Raw genomic sequence first — 21,893 nt, 5'->3', positions numbered from 1 at the left:
CGCCGGTCGGCGGCCCGGCGCACCCGCGGTGCAGGAGGCGGCATACCCGCTGTGCGGGTAGGTGACTCGCACCGTGAGACCCGCGTCCCACGTGCTGGACCCCGGTCCTAGACTGCCCCCATGACGACCACCGAGCCCACCACCAACGGCGTCGACATCAAGCCGCGCAGCCGCGACGTCACCGACGGCATCGAGAAGACCGCGGCCCGGGGCATGCTCCGCGCGGTGGGCATGGGCGACGACGACTGGGTGAAGCCGCAGATCGGGGTGGCCAGCTCGTGGAACGAGATCACCCCCTGCAACCTGTCGCTCGACCGCCTCGCCAAGGCCGTCAAGGACGGGGTGCACTCGGCAGGCGGGTACCCGCTCGAGTTCGGCACGATCTCGGTGAGCGACGGCATCTCGATGGGCCACGAGGGCATGCACTTCTCCCTCGTCAGCCGCGAGATCATCGCGGATTCCGTTGAGACCGTGATGAATGCGGAGCGCCTCGACGGGTCCGTGCTGCTCGCCGGGTGCGACAAGTCGCTGCCGGGGATGCTCATGGCCGCGGCCCGCCTCGACCTCAGCTCGGTGTTCCTCTACGCCGGCTCGATCCTGCCCGGTATCGCCAAGCTCTCGGACGGCTCAGAGAAGACGGTGACCATCATCGACGCGTTCGAGGCCGTGGGCGCGTGCGCCGCGGGGCTCATGTCCCGCGCCGACGTCGATGCCATCGAGCGGGCCATCTGCCCGGGCGAGGGTGCCTGCGGCGGCATGTACACCGCCAACACCATGGCCTCCGTCGCCGAGGCGATCGGGATGTCCCTCCCGGGGTCGGCCGCACCGCCGGCCACCGACCGCCGCCGCGACGGGTTCGCCCGCAAGTCCGGTGAGGCCGTCGTCGAGCTGCTCCGCCGCGGCATCACCGCACGCGACATCATGACCAAGGAGGCGTTCGAGAACGCCATCGCCGTCGTCATGGCCTTCGGTGGCTCGACCAACGCCGTTCTGCACCTGCTGGCGATCGCCAACGAGGCGGAGGTCGACCTGACCCTCGACGACTTCGAGCGCATCGGGTCCAAGGTGCCCCACCTGGCCGACGTGAAGCCGTTCGGGCAGTACGTCATGACCGATATCGACCGCGTCGGGGGAGTGCCCGTCGTCATGCGCGCGCTGCTCGACGCCGGCCTGCTGCACGGCGACTGCCTGACCGTCACCGGGAAGACGATGGCCGAGAACCTCGCCCACATCGCGCCGCCGGACGTCGACGGGAAGGTCGTCCGCGCCATGAAGGAGCCGATCCACAAGACCGGTGGGATCACCATCCTCAAGGGGACGCTCGCCCCCGAGGGTGCTGTCGTGAAGTCGGCCGGGTTCGACTCCGACGTCTTCGAGGGGACTGCTCGCGTCTTCGACGGTGAGCGCGCCGCCATGGACGCCGTCGAGCAGGGGACGCTCAAGGCCGGCGACGTCGTGGTCATCCGCTACGAGGGACCCAAGGGTGGGCCCGGCATGCGCGAGATGCTCGCCGTGACCGGTGCCATCAAGGGTGCCGGCCTCGGCAAGGACGTCCTGCTCCTCACCGACGGCCGGTTCTCCGGCGGCACCACCGGCCTCTGCGTCGGGCACGTGGCGCCGGAGGCGGTCGACGCCGGGCCGATCGCGTTCGTCCGCGACGGCGACAAGATCACCCTCGACGTCGCCAACGGCCGGCTCGACGTGCACGTCGACGAAGCCGAGCTGGCCCGCCGCGCCGAGGGCTTCGAGCCGCCCCCCGCCAAGTACCCGCGGGGCGTCCTGGCGAAGTACCGCAAGCTCGTGGGCAGCGCCAGCGGCGGCGCCGTCTGCGGCTGAGCCGACCCCGCGCCATACCCGTCCGTCGTGGTGGGTATGGCGCGGAGTGGGTCTGTGACTGAGACGACAGGTCCGGATCGCGAGACCGGTCGTCTCGCTCGTTGACACTGCCGGGCCGCCGGGAGGAGAGTGCTCGTGTGGCACGAATTCTCGTACTTCCCTAGCGCGCCGGCCCTGACCGATCAGAGCCAGCGCGCTGCCCTCCGTTGTCCCGCACCGGGACTGGGGGGTTTTTTTGTGAGCAGATCCAGTTGAGCGAGATACGCAACCGAAAGCGGTAGAGACGTGAGCGACACGAGGACGACGCCGGCCCCCAGCCCGTCCCAGGTGGCCCAGAAGGCCCAGCAGGCCCAGCAGGAGGCCCGGGCGAAGACGCCCATCGAGGTCACCGGTGCCCAGAGCCTCGTGCTCTCGCTCGAGGCCGTCGACGTCGACACCGTGTTCGGCATCCCGGGTGGGGCGATCCTGCCCGCGTACGACCCGCTGCTCGACTCGGTCAAGGTCCGCCACATCCTCGTGCGCCACGAGCAGGGCGCCGGCCACGCTGCCGAGGGCTACGCGAGTGCGACGGGCAAGGTCGGCGTCTGCATGGCGACGTCCGGGCCCGGCGCCACGAACCTCGTCACCGCGATCGCCGACGCCTACATGGACTCGGTCCCGATCGTCGCCATCACCGGCCAGGTGAGCTCGGCGTCGATCGGCACCGATGCCTTCCAGGAGGCCGACATCCGCGGCATCACGATGCCGATCACCAAGCACAACTACCTCGTCACCGACGCGTCACAGATCCCGCGCGTCATCGCCGAGGCCTTCCACATCGCCTCGACGGGCCGACCCGGACCGGTGCTCGTCGACATCTCCAAGGACGCACTCCAGGCCCGCACCACCTTCAGCTGGCCACCGAAGTTCGACCTGCCGGGCTACCGCCCGGTGGCGCGTCCGCACACCAAGCAGATCCGTGAGGCCGCACGCCTGATCGCGGCGGCCAAGCGGCCGGTGTTCTACGTCGGTGGCGGCGTCATCCGGGGCAACGCGTCCGACGCGCTGCGCGAGTTCGTCGAGCTGACGCAGATCCCCGTGGTCACGACCCTCATGGCCAGGGGCGCCGTCGCCGACAGCCACCCGCTGCACCTGGGGATGCCGGGCATGCACGGATCGGTCGCAGCGGTCACCGCCCTGCAGAAGTCCGACCTGCTCATCACCCTGGGCGCGCGGTTCGACGACCGGGTCACCGGTCAGCTGTCGACCTTCGCCACGGGTGCCAAGGTCATCCACGCCGACATCGACCCGGCCGAGATCTCCAAGAACCGCACCGCCGACGTCCCGATCGTCGGTGACGTGCTCGAGGTCATCGCGGACCTGCACACCGCGGTCGCCGCCGACATCGCAGCCGGCAAGTCCGGTGACTACGCCGCCTGGCGTGGTCAGACGGCCGGCTGGAAGGCGGACTTCCCGCTCGGGTACACCACACCCGAGGGCGGCGAGGCGGTCTCCCCGCAGCACGTCATCGAGCGCATCGGCGCCATCGCCGGTCCCGAGGCGGTGTACGTCGCCGGCGTCGGCCAGCACCAGATGTGGGCCGCCCAGTTCGTCCAGTACGAGCGCCCGAACGCCTGGCTCAACTCCGGCGGACTCGGGACCATGGGGTATGCCGTGCCGGCCGCCATGGGCGCGAAGGTCGCCCAGCCCGACCGCACCGTGTGGGCCATCGACGGCGACGGGTGCTTCCAGATGACCAACCAGGAGCTGGCCACCTGCGTCATCAACAACATCCCGATCAAGGTCGCGATCATCAACAACAGCAGCCTCGGCATGGTCCGCCAGTGGCAGTCGCTGTTCTACAACCAGCGGTACTCCAACACCGACCTGCACACGTCGGTCGGCAGCCGGATCCCCGACTTCGTCAAGCTCGCCGACGCCTACGGCTGCGCCGGTCTGCGCTGCGAGCGGCCGGAGGACATCGACGCGACGATCAAGGCCGCGATGGAGATCAACGACCGCCCCGTCGTCGTGGACTTCGTGGTCCACCGGGACGCGATGGTCTGGCCGATGGTGCCGGCCGGGGTGAGCAACGACGCGATCCAGGTCGCCAAGGACACCGCCCCCCAGTGGGACCGCGAAGAGGACGAGGCGACCGCACAGCCCGAGGACGCCGACAACTCCGAGACGACCGGCGCCGAGAGCGCGGACGGGAAGTGAGCGCCATGAGCAAGCACACCCTGTCGGTCCTCGTCGAGAACAAGCCCGGCGTGCTGGCACGCATCGCGGCACTGTTCTCGAGGCGGGGCTTCAACATCGACTCGCTCGCCGTGGGTCCCACCGAGCACCCCGAGATCTCGCGGATGACCGTCGTGGTCGACGTGGACGCCCTCCCGCTGGAGCAGGTGACCAAGCAGCTCAACAAGCTCGTCGAGGTGCTCAAGGTCGTCGAGCTCGAGCCGACTGCCTCGGTGCAGCGCGAGATCCTGCTCGTCAAGGTGCGGACCGACCTGCACAGCCGCAGCCACGTCCTCGAGACCGTGCAGCTGTTCCGTGCCAAGGTCGTCGACGTGGCCAGCGACACGCTGACCATCGAGGTCACCGGCAACCGCGACAAGCTGGCGGCGTTCCTCGAGGTCCTCGAGCCCTTCGGGGTCAAGGAGCTCGTGCAGTCGGGCATGGTGGCGATCGGACGCGGCTCGCGCTCGATCACCGACCGTGCCCTCCGCAGCGCCTGACCGTCCGCACTCCCGAGGGCACGCGCCATACGCGACCACCGGCTGAACCAGCACGAACCCGAACCGAACCCAGCAGATCCCAACCGAAGGAGTGGCCACCGTGGCCCAGATGTTCTACGACGACGACGCTGACCTGAGTGTGATCCAGGGCAAGAAGGTGGCCGTCATCGGCTACGGCAGCCAGGGGCACGCCCACGCGCTGAACCTGCGCGACTCCGGGGTCGACGTCCGCGTCGGTCTCGCCGAGGGCAGCAAGAGCCGTGCCAAGGCCGAGGCCGAGGGCCTCACCGTGAAGACCGTCGCCGAGGCGGTCAAGGAGGCCGACCTCGTCGTCATCCTCACGCCCGACCAGGTGCAGCGGACGGTCTACGCCAACGACATCAAGCCGAACCTCAAGGAGGGCGCCGCGCTGCTGTTCGGGCACGGCTTCAACATCCGGTTCGACTACATCCAGCCCGAGGCGACCTCCGACGTCCTCATGGTCGCCCCCAAGGGACCCGGCCACCTCGTCCGTCGCGAGTACGTCGACGGCCGTGGCGTGCCCGTCCTGCTGGCCGTCGAGCAGGACCCGTCCGGCACCGCCTGGGACCTCGCGCAGTCGTACGCCAAGGCCATCGGTGGCCTGCGTGCCGGCGGCATCAGGACCACGTTCACCGAGGAGACCGAGACCGACCTGTTCGGCGAGCAGGCCGTCCTCTGCGGTGGCGCGAGCCAGCTCGTGCAGTACGGCTTCGAAACCCTGACCGAGGCCGGCTACCAGCCCGAGATCGCCTACTTCGAGGTGCTCCACGAGCTCAAGCTCATCGTCGACCTCATGGTCGAGGGTGGCATCGCCAAGCAGCGCTGGTCGGTCTCCGACACCGCCGAGTACGGCGACTACGTCTCCGGGCCGCGGGTCATCGACCCCCGCGTCAAGGAGAACATGGCCGCGGTCCTCGCCGACATCAAGAACGGCGCGTTCGCCAAGCGGTTCATCGAGGACCAGGACGCCGGCGCCCCGGAGTTCAAGGCACTGCGCGAGAAGGGCGCCCAGCACCCGATCGAGTCCACCGGCAAGGACCTGCGCAAGCTGATGTCCTGGATCAAGGACTCGGACAACGACTACGTCGAGGGGTCCGCCGCGCGCTGACGCGAGCAGCACCGCACGACCGGACGACCCGACCGCAGAACGGTGGTTGCTCGGCGACAGGGGACCGTTTCCCCGGGTCGCCGAGCGACCACCGTTTCGCTGTGTCACATGTCGAGTTGGTCCATCCACATGCTGAACGCCGCCGTATGCTGTGCGGCGGCACAGCGCGGTGCCGCGACCCCCGGTCCGCGCCCTTTCGACCCCCAGAGGACTGACCTGTGAGCAAGCCGATCGTCCTGATCGCAGAGGAACTCTCGCCCGCCACCATCGACGCCCTCGGTCCCGACTTCGAGGTCCGGACGGTCGACGGTGCCTCCCGGGAGGCCCTGCTGCCCGCGCTCGCCGACGTCGACGCCGTGCTGATCAGGTCCGCGACGAAGATGGACGCCGAGGCCATCTCCGCGGCGAAGAAGCTCAAGGTGATCGCCCGCGCGGGCGTCGGCCTCGACAACGTGGACGTCCCCGCCGCGACCAGGGCCGGCGTCATGGTCGTGAACGCCCCGACGTCCAACATCACCTCCGCCGCCGAGCTCGCCGTCGGCCTGCTCCTCGCGACCGCCCGCAACATCGCCCCCGCCAACCAGGCCCTCAAGGCCGGTGCGTGGAAGCGCAGCAAGTACGGCGGTGTGGAGCTGCTCGACAAGAAGGTCGGCGTGGTCGGGTTCGGGCGGATCGGCCAGCTCGTCGCCGAGCGCCTCAAGGGCTTCGGCATGGAGATCCTGGCCTACGACCCGTACGTCTCCGCGCAGCGCGCCGGCCAGCTCGGCGCCCAGCTCGTCACCCTGGACGAGCTGCTGGAGCACAGCGACTTCATCACGGTGCACCTGCCCAAGAGCCCCGAGACCCTCGGGCTCATCGGCAAGGAGGCACTGACCAAGGTCAAGCCCTCTGTGCGGATCATCAACGCCGCCCGCGGCGGGATCGTCGACGAGGAGGCACTCGCCGAGGCGCTGCGCGAGGGGCGGGTCGCCGGTGCCGGCATCGACGTCTTCGCGACCGAGCCGACCACCGAGAGCCCGTTGTTCGAGTTCGAGTCCGTCGTCGTGACGCCGCACCTCGGGGCGTCCACCGACGAGGCCCAGGAGAAGGCCGGCGTGTCGGTGGCCAGGTCCGTGCGTCTCGCCCTCGGTGGCGACCTCGTCCCCGACGCGGTCAACGTGTCCAGCGGTGTCGTGCCCGAGGAGGTGCGTCCGGGGATCGCGCTCGTCGAGAAGCTCGGCCGCATCTTCACCGCGCTCGCCGGCTCCGTCCCCGTGCAGCTCGACGTCGACGTCAAGGGCGAGATCACCGCCCACGACGTGTCCATCTGGAAGCTCGCCGCGCTCAAGGGCCTGTTCACCGACGTGACCGAGGACCCGGTGACGTACGTCAACGCCCCGCTGCTCGCCGAGCAGCGGGGGTGTGAGGTGCGCCTGCTCACCGACCCGTCGACGCAGGACTTCCGCAACGTCACGACCCTGCACGGCACGCTCGCCGACGGCACCACCGTCAGCGTCGCGGGCACCCTCACGGGTCCGCGCCTGATCGAGAAGATCGTCGGGGTCAACGGCTTCGACCTGGAGGTGCCGCTCACCGAGCACCTCGCGTTCTTCACCTATGTCGACCGTCCCGGTGTCATCGGCACGGTCGGCCGCCTCCTCGGCGACGCACAGGTCAACATCGCGGGCATGCAGGTGGCGCGCAACGAGAAGGGCGGCCAGGCCCTGGTGGCCCTCACCGTCGACAGCGCCATCCCCGCGGACGTGCTCGCCGCCATCGTCTCCGAGATCGGGGCCGAGGTCAGCGTGGTCGACCTCGTCGACTGACCGGCCGGGTCCGGTCAGTCAGGCGCGGTCAGGCGCGCGGTGGGCCGTCGTGCAGGACGAGGTTGAACAACAGGCTGGTGCGCCAGGCCTCGTCGAGGAAGAGGAAGTCGGGGATCCGGCCGCACTCCTCGAACCCGCACCGGCGCAGAACCCCCTGGGAGGGGACGTTCGCGACCATGGTGCTGGCCCCGAGCCGGTGCAGCCCGAGGGCGTGGGCCCGCTGCACGAGGTGGTCGAGCGCAGCGACGGCGAGCCCGCGGCGCAGGTGCTGGTGGTCGACCCAGTAACCGACGTCAGCGCCCTGCATGGCGCCGCGGACGATGTTCTGCAGGTTGGCGGCGCCGACGACCTCGTCGCCGTGCCACAGCACCGAGCAGTCGTACAGGCCGAGCTCGACCTGGCGCAGCCGCCCCTGAACCACCTCACGCTGGCCCTCCTCGGTGAAGAACGAGTCGGGACGGACCGGCTCCCACGGGCGCAGGTGGTCGAGGTTGCGCACTGCCGCAGCCGCGAGGGCGGCGGCGTCGTCGATCGTCAGGGGACGCAAGGCGTAGCCGTCGGGGAGCACCGGCACACCCTAGGGCGCACGTCGGGGGCGGACGTCCAGAGGTGTCTCACTGCGTGGGAACCGGGTACCGGATAGTTGGACGTCCATCTAATCTCGAAGCATGGCGCAGCGGTTCGTAATTCTTACCCGCCGCGGCGAGTTCCGGTAGTCAGCCACCTCGCCGCGGAGATCCCGCGTGCATGGCTGACCGTGGCACCCCGTCATCCGGGAGTGGCCCGCCGTAGAACCCCACATACTCGAATCCCCGTGCTGCACAGGGGAATCCACGAAGGAATGGTCGACATGAGCGAAGAAGCCCAGAAGGCACGTCAGGCACTGCAGGAGTCGATGGACCTGCGCGAGCAGGGTCACTCCGACGACTGACGACGCAGCACCAGCGGCGGCGCGCAGACGCGCCCCACGACGAACGGCCCCGGCGACCCGCCAGGGGCCGTTCGTCATGTGAGACGTTGATATCAGATCGCAAGACCGCTTCTAGGCTGGACCCATGCCCACCCCCACCTCAAGCACGGACACCGTCAACCTCGCCGTCATCGGCGGCGACGGCATCGGGCCCGAGGTCGTCGCCGAGGGGCTCAAGGTCCTCGACGCCGTCACGGGTGACTCCGGACCCAAGTTCCACACGACCGAGTACGACCTGGGTGCCCGTCGCTGGCACGCGACCGGTGAGACCCTCCCCGACTCGGTCCTGGAGGAGCTGCGCGGCCACGACGCGATCCTGCTCGGCGCGATCGGCGACCCCACGGTCCCGAGCGGCGTCCTCGAGCGCGGTGTCCTGCTGCCCCTGCGGTTCGCGCTGCAGCACTACGTCAACCTGCGGCCCGCGAAGCTGTACCCGGGCGTCCAGAGCCCGCTGGCCGTCGAGCGGGTCGCCCCCGACGGCATCGACTTCGTCGTCGTCCGCGAGGGGACGGAGGGACCGTACGTCGGCAACGGCGGGTCCCTGCGCACCGGCACGCCCCAGGAGATCGCCACCGAGGTCAGCGTCAACACGCGGTTCGGTGTCGAGCGGGTCGTCCGCGATGCCTTCGCCCGTGCGGCGGCCCGCCCGCGCAAGCACCTGACGCTGGTCCACAAGCACAACGTCCTCACCCATGCCGGGCACCTCTGGCGCCGTACGGTGGAGGAGGTCGGCGCCGAGTTCCCCGACGTCGAGACCGCCTACCAGCACGTCGACGCGGCCACGATCTTCCTGGCCACCGACCCGGGCCGGTTCGACGTCATCGTCACCGACAACCTGTTCGGCGACATCATCACCGACATCGCCGCCGCCATCGCGGGCGGCATCGGCCTGGCCGCGAGCGGCAACATCAACCCCGAGGGGACGGCCCCGAGCATGTTCGAGCCGGTCCACGGCTCGGCTCCCGACATCGCCGGGCAGGCCAAGGCCGACCCGACCGCGACGATCCTGTCCGTCTCGATGCTCCTGGAGCACCTCGGGCGCGCCGAGGAGTCCGAGCGGGTCGAGCGCGCGGTCGCGGCCGACCTCGCGGAGCGCGGCGCGAGCGTACGCAGCACCACCGAGGTGGGCGACGCGATCGCCTCGCGCCTCTGAGTCACGGCTGCACCTGAGTCTCCTGCCGGGGGTGCCAGTCCGGCAGGTAACCTCGGCAGGAGATCCGCAACGACGCAGGAGGACTCCATGAGCCAGACCACCGTCCCGCTGACCTTCGAGGTCACCCGCCGCACCGACCCGCGGCCGGACGCGGAGCGTGAGGCGGTACTGGCCAACCCCGGGTTCGGCACCACCTTCACCGACCACATGCTCACGGCGACGTGGACCAAGGGTGAGGGCTGGCACGACGGCAAGGTCACGGCATACGGGCCGATCTCGCTCATGCCGTCGGCGGCCGTCCTGCACTACGCGCAGGAGATCTTCGAGGGCATGAAGGCCTACCGGCACGAGGACGGATCCATCTGGACGTTCCGGCCCGAGGCCAACGCCCAGCGGATGATCCGCAGCGCCCGACGGATGACCCTTCCGGAGCTGCCCGAGGAGGACTTCATCGCCTCGCTCAAGGCACTCGTCGAGGTCGACCAGGCGTGGGTGCCCTCCGGTGCCGGCGGTGAGGCGAGCCTCTACCTGCGTCCCTTCATGTATGCGTCGGAGGCCTTCCTCGGTGTCCGCCCGGCCTCGGAGGTGACGTACTCCGTCATCGCCTCGCCGGCAGGGGCGTACTTCACCGGCGGCATCAAGCCGGTGACCCTGTGGCTGTCGATGGACTACGCGCGCGCCGGTGACGGCGGGACCGGGGCGGCGAAGTGCGGTGGCAACTACGCCTCCAGCCTCGCCGGGCAGCTCGAGGGGATCGAGAACGGGTGCGACCAGGCGGTCTTCCTCGACGCCTCGACGCACACGTACGTCGAGGAGCTCGGCGGGATGAACCTGTTCTTCGTGACCCGCGACAACAAGCTCGTCACGCCCGAGCTCACCGGCTCCATCCTCGAGGGCGTCACCCGCTCGTCGGTCCTGGCGCTGGCCAAGGAGATGGGCCTGGAGCCCGAGGAGCGCCGCATCCCCATCCAGGAGTGGAAGGACGGGGCGGCCAGCGGCGAGATCACCGAGATCTTCGCCTGCGGCACTGCGGCCGTCATCACTCCCGTGGGTGAGCTCAAGTGGGACGGCGGCAGCTGCGACCACCGGGGCGGCGTCGACTACGGCCCCGTCACGCGCACCATCCGCGAGAAGCTCCTCGACATCCAGTACGGCCGGGCCGAGGACACGCACGGCTGGCTGACCCGCCTCGTCTGAGGCGGGACGTCGGCCTCAGGCCATCGCCAGCAGGCTCCGCAGCGCCCACCAGCTCGAGGCGGCCAGGGTCACGACGAAGGTCGTGTTCCAGAACCACCTCGGCAGGTGGGTGAGCCCGGCAAGGACCGCCGGGTCTGAGCCGGACCCGGGGTGCTGCAGGACGGCCCCGAGGTGGCGCCAGGCGCCCACCAGCAGGAATGCGCCGCTCCCGAGGAGGATCCCGCCCTGCACGGCCGGTGCGGCCCACCACCAGAGCGCGCCGGTGACGGCCGTGAGGGCGAGCATCACCACGGCCGTGTAGGCGGACCGCACCCGCACCAGGGACAGCGCCAGGACGGCTGAGGTCGCCGCGAGGAGCGGGGGAGCCCAGCCGGCGCCGGCGGAGAACAGGGAGAACGCCCCCACCACCGCGGGCGCCGGGTAGCCGGACCAGGTGCAGAGCACCCGTCCCACCCCGCGGGCGGGTCCGACCGTGACGGCATGGCCGGACATGTCGCCGCGCAGCACCAGTCCGGTGAACCGGCGTCCGAAGAGCCGGCCCACGAGGCCGTGACCGAGCTCGTGCACGACGGTGACGACGACCCTGGCCTGCGTCCACCACGCCGGGACGGTGACGACGGCCAGGACGAGGGCCAGCACCACCACCACGCTCGCCCCGCCCGGGACGGAGGCGGCATCGGTGTGCAGCCGCGTCACGACCTGCGTCCACAGGTCGGATCGGCTGCTGCCGGTGGTCTGCGTGGTCCCGTGCACCCGGTCATCCTGCCCGGCGACCCTGTGCCTGCGGCGGAGGGTGGGTCCAAAGGTTCACGAACGTGCCAAACAAAGGCAACTGCGACAGGTCGCAACCGTTGGCACGCTGCATCACCCACGAATCCACGCCATGAGGGTCTGGTCGGCGGGACACGGCGGCAGTAGCATCGGCCCAACTTCGTACCGAAGACTAGGAGCCGAGATGGCCAGTGTCAGCGAACTGTCGGACGACGAGCGCCGCCTCGCGGAGCTCGGGTACAAGCAGGAGCTGGATCGGTCGTGGTCCGGGTTCTCCAACTTCGCGATCTCGTTCTCCATCATCTCGATCCTGGCCGGGTGCTTCACCACCTTCGGGGTCGGCTGGAACAACGGCGGACCGGCTGCGATCGCGTGGGGCTGGCCGATCATCAGCCTGTTCATCCTGACCGTCGGGTTCTGCATGTCCGAGCTGGTCTCGGCCTACCCCACCTCGGGCGGGATCTACTGGTGGGCGAGCAAGCTGGGCGGGGTCAAGGCCGGCTACTACACGGGGTGGCTCAACCTCATCGGGCTGCTCGCCATCGACGCGTCGGTCGCCTACGGCTGTGCCACCTTCTTCGACCTGACCCTCGGCGCCTTCGACAGCGGGTACACGCCGGGTGACCTCAACCGGGTCTTCATGTACTTCATCGTCGTGCTCATCCTGGTGTCCCTGGTCAACATCTTCTCGGCGCACCTGCTGGCCGTGCTCAACAACATCTCGGTCTGGTGGCACGTGTTCGGTGCCCTGGCCGTCGTACTCATCCTGTGGTTCGTCCCCGACCACCACGCGAGCGTCTCGTCGGTGTTCACCCACACGGTGAACAACACCGGGTTCAACGGCGGGAGCACCCACGGTCTGGGCTTCCTGTTCTACATCCTGCCGATCTCGGCGATCCTCACGCAGTACACGATCACCGGGTACGACGCCTCCGCGCACCTCTCGGAGGAGACGCACGGGGCGGCCGACACGGCGGCCAAGGGGATCTGGCAGTCGATCGCCTACTCGGCGGTCGGTGGCTGGATCCTGCTGCTCACCTTCCTCTTCGCGGTCCAGGACGAGGCCGGGGTGACCAAGGGTGGCGGCGCGGTCGCGACGATCTTCAACCAGGCCCTGTCGAGCCCGTGGGCGGGCACCATCCTGCTCATCTCGACCGCCGGCCAGTTCTTCTGCACCACCGCCTGCATGACCTCGACCACCCGCATGCTGTTCGCGTTCAGCCGTGACGGGGCGGTCCCGGGGTCACGTCTGTGGTCGAAGCTGAGCGCCAAGCGCGTGCCCGTCAACGGTGTCATCCTCTCGGCGGTCATCGCCGTCGTGCTGACCCTGCCGGCCCTCGTGAAGGTCAACATCGGCACGGATGCGTCGCCGACCTACGTGCCCATCGCGTTCTTCGCCGTGGTCTCCATCGGCGTGGTCGGTCTCTACGTCGCCTTCGCCATCCCGATCTACTACCGGTGGCGTGCGGGCAGCTCCTTCCGGCAGGGCTCGTGGAACCTCGGCACGAAGTGGCGCTGGCTGGCGCCTCTGGCGATCGTCGAGATCGTCGTCACCTCGATCGTGGCGATGTTTCCGACGGTCAACTCCGGCAACCCGTTCGACAAGGACTTCGCGTGGAAGTTCGTCAACTACACCCCGATCGTGGTCCTCGGCGCACTGGCCCTGCTGTGGGTGTTCTGGCACGTCTCGGCCAAGAAGTGGTTCACCGGACCCAAGCACACGGTCGACGCGGACGTCGCCGAGACGTTCCGCTGACGGACCGTGCGAGTCGACCGGTGGCTCGACGAGATCCCCTGCCTGGCCGGTCAGGAGCGCCGGGTCGATGAGCTCCCCGGTGGCCTGACCAACCACAACTACCGGGTCCGGACGGCGACCCTCGACGTCGTCGTCCGGATCTCGCCGGCCAGCACCGAGCTGCTCGCGGTCGACCGGGAGCACGAGTGGCACAACAGCGTGGCTGCCGCCTCGGTGGGGGTCGGCGCGCCCGTCGTGGACTACCTCCCGGAACGAGGGGTGCTCGTGGTGGGCTACCTGCCGGGCCGGACCTGCACTGCGGCCGACATCGGTGCCAACCTGCCACGCCTTGCCGCCGCTCTGCGGCGGCTCCATTCGGGACCGGCCTTCGCCTCCCGCTTCGACATGTTCGAGGTCCAGCGCCGATATGCGCAGATCGTCGCAGCCCAAGGCTTTCCCCTCCCCGAGGGGTATGCCGCGCTCGAGCCTGCCGCACGTCGGCTCGAGGCGGCGCTGCGGACGTTCCCCGAGGGGCTCGTGCCATGCCACAACGACCTGCTGGCAGCCAACATCATCGACGACGGTGGCGACCTGCGGTTGATCGACTACGAGTACTCCGGGATGAACGAACCCGCCTTCGAGCTGGGCAACCTCGTCAACGAGTCGCAGCTCGACCACGACCACCTCGAGGAGCTGGTGGAGAGCTACTACGGCCGCCTCGACGGACGCCTGCTCGCGCGGGCCGAGCTGTGGGGCCTGGCCGGCCGGTGGGCCTGGACGCTCTGGGGGGTCATCCAGCAGGGCGTCTCCGACGTCGACCACGACTTCGAGGCGTTCACGACCGAGCGCCTTGCCCTGGCCCTGGCCGGCTTCGCGGACCCGCGTCTGGGCGCCCTCCTCGACGCGGCCGCCGCCCCACCCGTGCCGCAGGGAACGCCGTGACGGGGGACCTGCCGACCAGGGCCAGGGTGGTCGTCATCGGTGGGGGAGTCATCGGGTGCAGCGTGGCGTACCACCTGGCCCACCTCGGGTGGACCGACGTGCTGCTCCTCGAGCAGGGCTCGCTGTCGGGTGGGACGACGTGGCACGCAGCCGGGCTGGTCGGGCAGCTGCGGGCGAGCGAGGCCGGCACCCGTCTCGTGCAGTACTCCACCGACCTCTACGCCCGGCTCGAGGCAGAGACCGGTCTGGGCACCGGCTACCGGACCTGCGGCGGCCTCACCGTGGCCCGCACCCCCGACCGGATGGTGGCCCTGCGCCGCACCGCGGCCAGCGCCGCGGCATACGACCTGGACTGTGAGCTGCTCACCGCGGACCAGGCCCACGAGCGGTACCCGTTGATGCGCCACGAGGACCTGCAGGGCGCGCTCTGGCTGCCGGGCGACGGGCGGGCGAACCCCACCGACCTCACGCAGGCCTTGGCCAGGGGCGCCCGCAACCTCGGGGTGGTCGTCCGCGAACGCGTGCGGGTGACCGGTGTCGACACGCGTGACAGGAGGGCGACGGGCGTGCGCACCGACCACGGTGACGTCGAGGCGGAGGTCGTCGTCAACTGTGCGGGGCAGTGGGCCAACGCCGTGGGGGCGATGGTGGGTGTGAACGTGCCGCTGCACTCCGCGGAGCACTTCTACGTCGTCACCGACCAGGTCGACGGGGTGCACCGCGACCTGCCGATCCTGCGTGACCCGGACGGCTGGACCTACGTCAAGGAGGAGGTCGGTGGCCTCCTCGTCGGTGGGTTCGAGCCCCAGGCCAAGCCGTGGGTGCCGCCGGACCAGATCCCGCACCCGTTCGAGTTCGCGCTCCTCGACGAGGACTGGGAGCACTTCGAGGTGCTCATGGAGAGCGCGGTGCACCGGCTGCCGGTGCTCGCCGAGACGGGCGTCCGCAAGTTCTACAACGGGCCCGAGAGCTTCACCCCCGACAACCAGTTCATCATCGGCGAGGCACCCGAGCTGGCCGGCTTCTTCGTCGCGGCGGGGTTCAACTCGGTCGGGATCGCCTCGGCCGGTGGGGCCGGTCGGGCGCTCGCCGAGTGGGTGGCCGAGGGGGCTCCGACGATGGATCTCATCAGCGCCGACATCCGTCGGTTCTCCCCGCTGGCCGGAAACCACTCCTGGCTGAGGGAGCGGGTGGTGGAGGTGCTGGGGCTGCACTACGCCGTGCCCTGGCCGAACCGCGAGCCTGAGACGGGGCGCCCGCAGAAGCGGTCGCCGCTGCACGACCGGCTGGTCGAGCGGGGCGCCTGCCTGGGCTCGCGCAACCACTGGGAGCGGGCCAACGTCTTTGCGCCGCAAGGGGTCCCGCCGGTGGTGGAGTACTCGTGGGAGAGGCCGGCCTGGGTCGACTGGTCCGTGTCGGAGCAGCTGGCCACCCGGTCGTCGGTCGCGGTGTTCGACCAGACCTCCTTCTCGAAGTACCTCGTGACCGGCCCCGACGCGGAGGCGGCCCTGCAGTGGCTGTGCACCGCCGACGTCGCGGTTCCCACGGGGCGCACGGTCTACACGGGGATGCTCAACACAAGGGGCACCTACGAGGCCGACGTGACCGTCACCCGACTGACGACGCACGAGTTCCTCGTCGTCAGCAGCGCCGCGACCACCGTCCGGGACCTCGACTGGATCCGACGCCACGTCCCCCGGGGCTCGCGGGTCGAGGTGGTGGACGTGACCGGCGCGTGGGCGGTCCTCGGGGTGATGGGGCCGCTGTCGCGGACGCTGCTCGAGCGGCTCACGGACGACGACCTGTCGGACGCAGGCTTCCCCTTCTCGACCAGCCGTGAGATCCGGCTCGGCCACGCGACGGTCCGGGCCACCCGCATCACGTATGTCGGTGAGCTGGGTTGGGAGCTCTACGTCCCCACCGAGCTGGCCCTCGGTGTCCACGACGACCTGTTCGGGTGCGGTGCCGACCTCGGGGTCGTGCCGGCCGGGTACTGGACGATCGAGGCGCTGCGGCTGGAGAAGGGGTACCGCGCCTTCGGGCGCGAGCTCACGACCGACCTGGGGCCGGTCGAGGCCGGCCTCACGTTCGCCTGCAAGAGAGGTGCCGACCACGACTTCCTCGGACGTGGCGCGGTCGAACGAGCGCGAGCCGAGCCCCCAAGGCGTCGTGTGGTCTCCCTGGTCGTCACCGACCCGGATGCGTACCTCTGGGGTGGCGAGCTCGTCCTGCGCGACGGCGTCCCCGTCGGTCAGGTCACCAGCGCGGCGTGGGGCGCAGCGGTCGGCTCCTCCGTGGGACTGGCCCTGGTCGCCGACCGCCAGGGGGGTCCCGTCACCGCGGCCTGGCTGACGGGCGGCGCGTGGGAGGTCGACCTTGCAGGCCAACGGTTCCCGGTGAGGGCGATGCTGCGCGCCCCGTACGACCCGGAGGGGCTGAAGCTGGGGCGGGTGAAGCCATGACTCGCCGAAAGGTCCTTTCGCAGACCATTGACGCGGATGCTGCCGGGGTATTGGATCGGAGCGTGAGCGCCGCCCCCCACACCTCCCTCCCGCTGGTCGTCCTGCGGGCAGCCTCGGGCAACGCGTTCGAGGTGACCGTCGAGCAGCTGGCCACCGCGATCCGGCTGGGGGTCTTCACCGACGGGGAGCAGCTCCCGCCCGAGCGCGAGCTGGCCGAGCGGCTGGGCGTCAGCCGCAACACCCTCCGGGAGGCGATCGCCGCCCTGCGCGACTCCGGCCTGGTGACCACCCGCCGCGGCCGCGGCGGTGGCACGGTGATCACCTACGCAGGGTCGGAGCCGGGCACCGGCAACCCGCACGTCCGGACAGGTGCCGCGCTCACCGACGCCCTCGACTTCCGCCGGGTCGTCGAGCCCGGTGCTGCCGCGCTCGCTGCCACCCGGGCCCTCTCGGCCGACCAGCGGGCGTGGCTGCTCGAGAGCGCCAAGGCGGCACGTCAGGCGCCCGACAACGCGGCCCACCGGTTGGCTGACAGCCGCCTGCACCTCGCCGTCGCCACCCTGTCCGGGTCCCCGATGCTCATCGAGGCCGTGACCAGGGCCCAGTCCGCCCTGCACGAGCTGTTGTCCGCGATCCCGGTGCTGCCCCCCAACATCGCGCACTCCAACGACCAGCACGACGCCGTCGTCGCGGCGATCCTCGGCGGCGACGCCGAGCAGGCGCGGGCGACGATGGAAGAGCACTGCGACGCCACCGCCGCCCTGCTCCGCGGACTGCTGGGCTGACGGACGACCAAGGAGGCACCGTGACGCACCCACCCACCCTGACGGTCGACGAGCTGAGGCAGGACATCGCCTCGGGCCGCATCGACACCGTCGTCGTCGCCTTCACCGACATGCAGGGTCGCCTGCAGGGCAAACGGATCCACGGGCAGTTCTTCCTCGACTCCGTGCTCGGGCACGGCACGGAGGGGTGCAACTACCTGCTCGCCGTCGACGTCGACATGAACACCGTGGACGGGTACGCCATCAGCTCCTGGGAACAGGGTTACGGCGACATGATGTTCGACCTCGACCTCGCCACCCTGCGCCGGACGCCCGGACAGCCGTACTCCGCCACGGTGCAGTGCGACCTGTCCTGGCTGGACGGGCGGGGGCTGGTCCGCCCGTCGCCGCGGTCGGTCCTGCACACCCAGGTTGATGCCGCCGCGGAGATGGGGTTCGTCGCGCTGGCCGGCACCGAGCTCGAGTTCATCGTCTTCGAGGAGACCTACGAGCGCGCCTGGGACCAGCGCTACCAGGGGCTCACCGGAGCCAACCGCTACAACGTCGACTACTCGATCATGGGCGGCACCAAGGTGGAGCCGCTGCTGCGCGAGATCCGCAACGAGATGTATGCCGCCGGCGTCACCGTGGAGAGTGCGAAGGGGGAGTGCAACCCCGGCCAGCACGAGATCGCGTTCCTCTACGACGAGGTCATCCGGACCTGCGACAACCACGTCGTCTACAAGACCGCGGCCAAGGAGCTGGCGGACCGGCACGGGCAGTCGCTGACCTTCATGGCCAAGTTCGACGAGCGCGAGGGCAACTCCTGCCACATCCACCTGTCGCTGCGCGGCACCGACGGCGGCGCGGTGTTCGCCGACGACAGCAGGGAAGGTGGCCGGTCCGCGTTGTTCGAGCACTTCGTCGCGGGGCTCCAGGTGACGATGCGGGAGATGACGTTGCTGTACGCCCCGAACATCAACTCCTACAAGCGTTTCCAGCCCGGCTCGTTCGCCCCGACGGCTGTCGCGTGGGGGACGGACAACCGCACCTGCGCGTTGCGCGTGGTCGGGCACGGGCACGGGCTCCGGGTCGAGAACCGCGTGCCGGGCGGCGACGTGAACCCCTACCTCGCGGTGGCGGGGATGATCGCCGGGGGGCTGCACGGCATACGGGAGGAGATCCCGCTCGAGGAGGCCTTCGCCGGCAACGCGTACTCCTCCGACAAGGACCGGGTCCCGTCGACGCTGCACGAGGCCCGTGACCTGTTCCTCGGTTCCGAGGTGGCCCGTGCCGCTCTCGGCGACGACGTCGTCGAGCACTACGCGCACGCGGCAGAGGTCGAGCTCGCGGCCTACAACGGTGCCGTCACCGACTGGGAGCGGATCAGGGGGTTCGAGCGGCTGTGAGCCAGGTCCTGCACGACGTCGTCAACCCCGCCACCGAGTCCGTCGTCACCAGCGTTCCCTTGGCCGGGATCGAGGAGGCGGACGCCGCCATCGCGGCCGCCGACGCCGCGGCACCTGCCTGGGCCGCGGTGGCGCCCGCCGACCGGGCCCGCCTGCTGCGCAGCTTCGCCCAGTCCGTCGACGACCACCTCGAGGAGCTGGCGCTGCTCGAGGTCGAGAACTCGGGGCACACGATCGGCAACGCCCGGTGGGAGGCCGGCAACGTCCGCGACGTGCTGACCTACTACTCCGCCGCCCCCGAGCGCCTGTTCGGACGCCAGATCCCGGTGGCAGGCGGGCTCGACGTCACGTTCAAGGAGCCCCTCGGGACCGTGGGCATCATCGTCCCGTGGAACTTCCCCATGCCGATCGCCGGCTGGGGTTTCGCGCCGGCGCTGGCAGCGGGCAACACCGTCGTCCTCAAACCCGCGGAGCTGACCCCTCTCACCGCCATCCGGCTGGGCGAGCTCGCCCTCGAGGCGGGGCTGCCCGAGGGAGTGTTCACGGTCGTCCCGGGGCGCGGAGCGGTCGTGGGCGAACGTTTCGTGACCCACCCGGCGGTGCGCAAGGTCTGCTTCACGGGCTCGACGGCCGTGGGCCAGCGGATCATGCGTGGGGCCGCCGACCAGGTGAAGCGGGTCACCCTCGAGCTCGGTGGCAAGAGCGCCAACATCGTGTTCGCGGACAGCGACCTCGAGAAGGCTGCGGCCACGGCACCGTACGGCGTCTTCGACAACGCCGGCCAGGACTGCTGCGCGCGCAGCCGGATCCTGGTGCAGCGCAGCGTGTTCGACCGGTTCATGGAGCTGCTCGAGCCCGCCGTCCGTGGTGTCGTCGTCGCCGCACCCGGCGACGAGGCGACCGAGATGGGACCGCTCATCAGCAGCGGGCAGCGGGAGACGGTTCGCTCCTACGTCGAGGAGTCGTCCGAACCCGTGGACGTCGCCTTCCGCGGCAGCGCCCCCGACGGGCCCGGCTGGTGGTACCCGCCCACGGTCGTCCTGCCGAGGGCCACCACCGACCGGGTCTGGCAGGAGGAGGTCTTCGGGCCGGTGGTCGCGGTGATGCCCTTCGACGACGAGGCGGACGCGGTCGCGAAGGCCAACGACACGGCATACGGGCTCTCGGGCTCGATCTGGACCCGTGACGTCGGGCGGGCCCTGCGGGTGGCGCGCGGCGTCGAGGCGGGGAACCTCTCGGTCAACTCCCACAGCAGCGTCCGGTACTCCACACCGTTCGGCGGCTTCAAGCAGTCCGGCCTCGGCCGCGAGCTCGGACCCGACGCCCTCGACTCGTTCACCGACGTCAAGAACGTCTTCATCTCCACCGAATCCTGAAAGGCACACCCATGGCAGGCAGGCTCGAGGGCAAGGTCGCCGTCGTCACCGGAGGGTGCAGCGGCATCGGTCTGGCGACCGTCCGACGCTTCGCCCAGGAGGGCGCCAAGGTCGTCATCGGCGACCTCGACGACGACGCGGGCGAAGCGATCGCCGCCGAGCTCGGCGGCGCCTACGTCCACTGCGACGTGACGGACCCCGCCCAGGTGGAGGTGTTGTTCGCGACCGCCAAGGAGCGCTTCGGCAGCGTGGACGTCGCCTTCAACAACGCGGGCATCTCCCCGCCCGACGACGACTCCATCCTCACCACCGGCCTCGACGCGTGGAAGCGGGTCCAGGAGGTCAACCTCACGAGCGTCTACCTGTGCTGCAAGGCGGCCCTGCCGTACATGCTCGAGCAGGGCAGGGGGTCGATCATCAACACCGCGTCGTTCGTCGCGGTGATGGGCGCGGCGACCAGCCAGATCTCGTACACCGCCAGCAAGGGTGGTGTGCTGTCCATGTCGCGCGAGCTCGGGGTGCAGTTCGCCCGCGAGGGCGTGCGGGTCAACGCCCTGTGTCCCGGACCGGTCAACACGCCGCTGCTGCAGGAGCTCTTCGCCAAGGACCCCGAGCGGGCGGCCCGCCGGATGGTGCACATCCCGGTCGGCCGGTTCGCCGAGCCCGACGAGATCGCCGCGGCGGTGCTGTTCCTCGCGAGCGACGAGTCGAGCTTCATCACCGCGTCCCAGTTCCTCGTCGACGGCGGGATCAGCGGCGCCTACGTCACGCCGCTGTGACCGGGCAGGACCGACCCCGATGACCCGGCCGGTGGTGGGGCTCACCTGCTACGTCGAACCGGTGACCCGGGGGCCCTGGCGCGACCAGCCCAGCGCCACGGTCCCGCACGCCTACGTGGAGAAGCTCGAGCAGGCCGGTGCGGTCGTCCTCGTCGTGCCACCGCGGCCCGACGGCGACCTCGAGGTCGCCCACGAGGTGCTCGCCCGCCTGGACGCCCTGGTGATCGCCGGCGGTGCCGACGTGGACCCGACCCGGTACGCCCAGGAGCGGCACCCGAAGGTGCAGGACCCCCGCGCCGACCGTGACGCCATGGAGCTCGCACTCGCCTTGGCGGCGCACGACCGCGGGCTGCCGCAGCTCGGGATCTGCCGGGGGATGCAGGTCATGGCGGTCGCCGCGGGCGGGCAGCTCGAGCAGCACCTGCCCGACCGGGTCGGGCACGACGAGCACTCCCCGAGCGATGGCGTGTACGGCACCCACCCCGTCACGACCGTGGAGCGGTCCAGGCTCCGGCAGCTGCTGGGCGAGACCACCGAGGTCCCGAGCTACCACCACCAGTCCGTGCTCACCCACCCCGGGTTCGTGCCGTCGGCCTGGGCCGCCGACGGGACCCTGGAGGCGATGGAGGACCCCGCCTCCCCCTTCCGGCTCGCCGTCCAGTGGCACCCGGAGATGGGGGACGACCCGCGGCTCTTCGACGCGCTCGTGGCTGCCGCCCGGGACCAGCGGGCCGAACGGGCCTGACCGGCATACGGACCGGGGGTTCAACCCGCGGACACCGCGTGCCACAGTGGTCCCGTGACCTCCTGGCACATGGCGACCACCATGGTGATTATCGACTAGCGCG

General features: G+C 70.4%; 18 protein-coding genes. 16 read left to right on the top strand and 2 right to left on the bottom strand.

The features are described from left to right. Positions 1–120: 120 nt before the first annotated feature. The 5 genes from ilvD (at position 121) to serA (ending at position 7,487) form a co-directional block, all read left to right on the top strand. Positions 121–1,836 (top strand): dihydroxy-acid dehydratase, encoded by a 1,716-nt coding sequence (gene ilvD / locus ASC58_RS02405; RefSeq protein ID WP_056915220.1) that lies wholly within the window; start codon positions 121–123, stop codon positions 1,834–1,836. A gap of 285 nt (positions 1,837–2,121) precedes the next feature. Further along, positions 2,122–4,035 carry an acetolactate synthase large subunit gene (locus tag ASC58_RS02400; protein ID WP_056915219.1) on the top strand — a complete coding sequence of 638 codons (1,914 nt, stop codon included), beginning with the start codon at positions 2,122–2,124 and terminating at the stop codon, positions 4,033–4,035. A 5-nt stretch (positions 4,036–4,040) separates the two neighbouring features. Further along, on the top strand, positions 4,041–4,553 hold the full coding sequence (ilvN, locus tag ASC58_RS02395; RefSeq protein WP_056917201.1) for an acetolactate synthase small subunit: 513 nt from the start codon (positions 4,041–4,043) through the stop codon (positions 4,551–4,553). A gap of 100 nt (positions 4,554–4,653) precedes the next feature. Then, on the top strand, positions 4,654–5,682 hold the full coding sequence (gene ilvC, locus ASC58_RS02390; RefSeq protein WP_056918238.1) for a ketol-acid reductoisomerase: 1,029 nt from the start codon (positions 4,654–4,656) through the stop codon (positions 5,680–5,682). Between the two features lie 218 nt (positions 5,683–5,900). Then, on the top strand, positions 5,901–7,487 hold the full coding sequence (gene serA / locus ASC58_RS02385) for a phosphoglycerate dehydrogenase (RefSeq protein ID WP_056915217.1): 1,587 nt from the start codon (positions 5,901–5,903) through the stop codon (positions 7,485–7,487). A gap of 28 nt (positions 7,488–7,515) precedes the next feature. Here serA and ASC58_RS02380 read toward each other — a convergent pair whose 3' ends face one another. Continuing rightward, positions 7,516–8,055 carry a GNAT family N-acetyltransferase gene (locus ASC58_RS02380; RefSeq protein WP_056918237.1) on the bottom strand — a complete coding sequence of 180 codons (540 nt, stop codon included), beginning with the start codon at positions 8,053–8,055 and terminating at the stop codon, positions 7,516–7,518. A 246-nt stretch (positions 8,056–8,301) separates the two neighbouring features. Between ASC58_RS02380 and ASC58_RS02375 the strand changes: the two genes are divergently transcribed. From ASC58_RS02375 to ASC58_RS02365, 3 genes are all read left to right on the top strand, one after another. Further along, positions 8,302–8,418, top strand: a complete 117-nt coding sequence (locus ASC58_RS02375; protein WP_200947706.1) for a 3-isopropylmalate dehydrogenase — start codon at positions 8,302–8,304, stop codon at positions 8,416–8,418. 124 nt (positions 8,419–8,542) lie between these two features. Next, positions 8,543–9,610 (top strand): 3-isopropylmalate dehydrogenase, encoded by a 1,068-nt coding sequence (locus ASC58_RS02370; protein WP_056915214.1) that lies wholly within the window; start codon positions 8,543–8,545, stop codon positions 9,608–9,610. 87 nt (positions 9,611–9,697) lie between these two features. Further along, positions 9,698–10,807 carry a branched-chain amino acid aminotransferase gene (locus tag ASC58_RS02365; protein WP_056918236.1) on the top strand — a complete coding sequence of 370 codons (1,110 nt, stop codon included), beginning with the start codon at positions 9,698–9,700 and terminating at the stop codon, positions 10,805–10,807. 15 nt (positions 10,808–10,822) lie between these two features. On the opposite strand, the gene ASC58_RS02360 is transcribed toward ASC58_RS02365, so the two are convergent. Next, on the bottom strand, positions 10,823–11,560 hold the full coding sequence (locus ASC58_RS02360; protein ID WP_235529056.1) for a M50 family metallopeptidase: 738 nt from the start codon (positions 11,558–11,560) through the stop codon (positions 10,823–10,825). 202 nt (positions 11,561–11,762) lie between these two features. On the opposite strand from ASC58_RS02360, the gene ASC58_RS02355 reads away from it, so the two are divergent. The 8 genes from ASC58_RS02355 to ASC58_RS02320 all read left to right on the top strand — a co-directional run bounded on the left by ASC58_RS02355 (position 11,763) and on the right by ASC58_RS02320 (position 21,790). Continuing rightward, complete coding sequence (locus tag ASC58_RS02355; protein WP_056915212.1) at positions 11,763–13,334, top strand: amino acid permease; 1,572 nt, start codon at positions 11,763–11,765, stop codon at positions 13,332–13,334. A gap of 6 nt (positions 13,335–13,340) precedes the next feature. After that, positions 13,341–14,255, top strand: coding sequence for a choline/ethanolamine kinase family protein (locus ASC58_RS02350; protein WP_056915211.1), 915 nt, complete (start codon positions 13,341–13,343; stop codon positions 14,253–14,255). Next, positions 14,252–16,717: an FAD-dependent oxidoreductase gene (locus ASC58_RS02345; protein ID WP_056918235.1), complete on the top strand. Its 2,466-nt coding sequence runs from the start codon at positions 14,252–14,254 to the stop codon at positions 16,715–16,717. The genes ASC58_RS02350 and ASC58_RS02345 overlap by 4 nt, the downstream gene beginning before the upstream one ends. Positions 16,718–16,779: 62 nt before the next feature. After that, positions 16,780–17,502, top strand: a complete 723-nt coding sequence (locus ASC58_RS02340) for a FadR/GntR family transcriptional regulator (protein ID WP_056915209.1) — start codon at positions 16,780–16,782, stop codon at positions 17,500–17,502. 20 nt (positions 17,503–17,522) lie between these two features. Then, positions 17,523–18,890, top strand: a complete 1,368-nt coding sequence (locus tag ASC58_RS02335) for a glutamine synthetase family protein (protein WP_056918234.1) — start codon at positions 17,523–17,525, stop codon at positions 18,888–18,890. Further along, positions 18,887–20,266 carry an aldehyde dehydrogenase gene (locus ASC58_RS02330; protein ID WP_056918233.1) on the top strand — a complete coding sequence of 460 codons (1,380 nt, stop codon included), beginning with the start codon at positions 18,887–18,889 and terminating at the stop codon, positions 20,264–20,266. Before ASC58_RS02335 ends, ASC58_RS02330 begins: the two co-directional genes overlap by 4 nt. 11 nt (positions 20,267–20,277) lie before the next feature. Beyond that, entirely contained in the window at positions 20,278–21,045 is a 768-nt protein-coding gene (locus ASC58_RS02325) for a 3-oxoacyl-ACP reductase (protein WP_056915206.1), read from the top strand. A 19-nt stretch (positions 21,046–21,064) separates the two neighbouring features. Beyond that, positions 21,065–21,790: a gamma-glutamyl-gamma-aminobutyrate hydrolase family protein gene (locus tag ASC58_RS02320; RefSeq protein WP_056918232.1), complete on the top strand. Its 726-nt coding sequence runs from the start codon at positions 21,065–21,067 to the stop codon at positions 21,788–21,790. The last annotated feature ends 103 nt before the right edge of the window (positions 21,791–21,893 follow it).

It is taken from the genome of Phycicoccus sp. Root101, from assembly GCF_001426245.1.
Lineage (GTDB): Bacteria > Actinomycetota > Actinomycetes > Actinomycetales > Dermatophilaceae > Pedococcus.
This window is presented reverse-complemented; position numbering and strand designations above follow the sequence as displayed.

Bases quoted from the DNA above. Each gene is read 5' to 3' on its own strand.
- ilvD (WP_056915220.1), top strand. From the start codon at position 121: ATGACGACCACCGAGCCCACCACCAACGGCGTCGACATCAAGCCGCGC.
- ilvN (WP_056917201.1), top strand. From the start codon at position 4,041: ATGAGCAAGCACACCCTGTCGGTCCTCGTCGAGAACAAGCCCGGCGTG.
- ASC58_RS02370 (WP_056915214.1), top strand. From the start codon at position 8,543: ATGCCCACCCCCACCTCAAGCACGGACACCGTCAACCTCGCCGTCATC.
- ASC58_RS02365 (WP_056918236.1), top strand. From the start codon at position 9,698: ATGAGCCAGACCACCGTCCCGCTGACCTTCGAGGTCACCCGCCGCACC.
- ASC58_RS02355 (WP_056915212.1), top strand. From the start codon at position 11,763: ATGGCCAGTGTCAGCGAACTGTCGGACGACGAGCGCCGCCTCGCGGAG.
- ASC58_RS02325 (WP_056915206.1), top strand. From the start codon at position 20,278: ATGGCAGGCAGGCTCGAGGGCAAGGTCGCCGTCGTCACCGGAGGGTGC.
- ASC58_RS02320 (WP_056918232.1), top strand. From the start codon at position 21,065: ATGACCCGGCCGGTGGTGGGGCTCACCTGCTACGTCGAACCGGTGACC.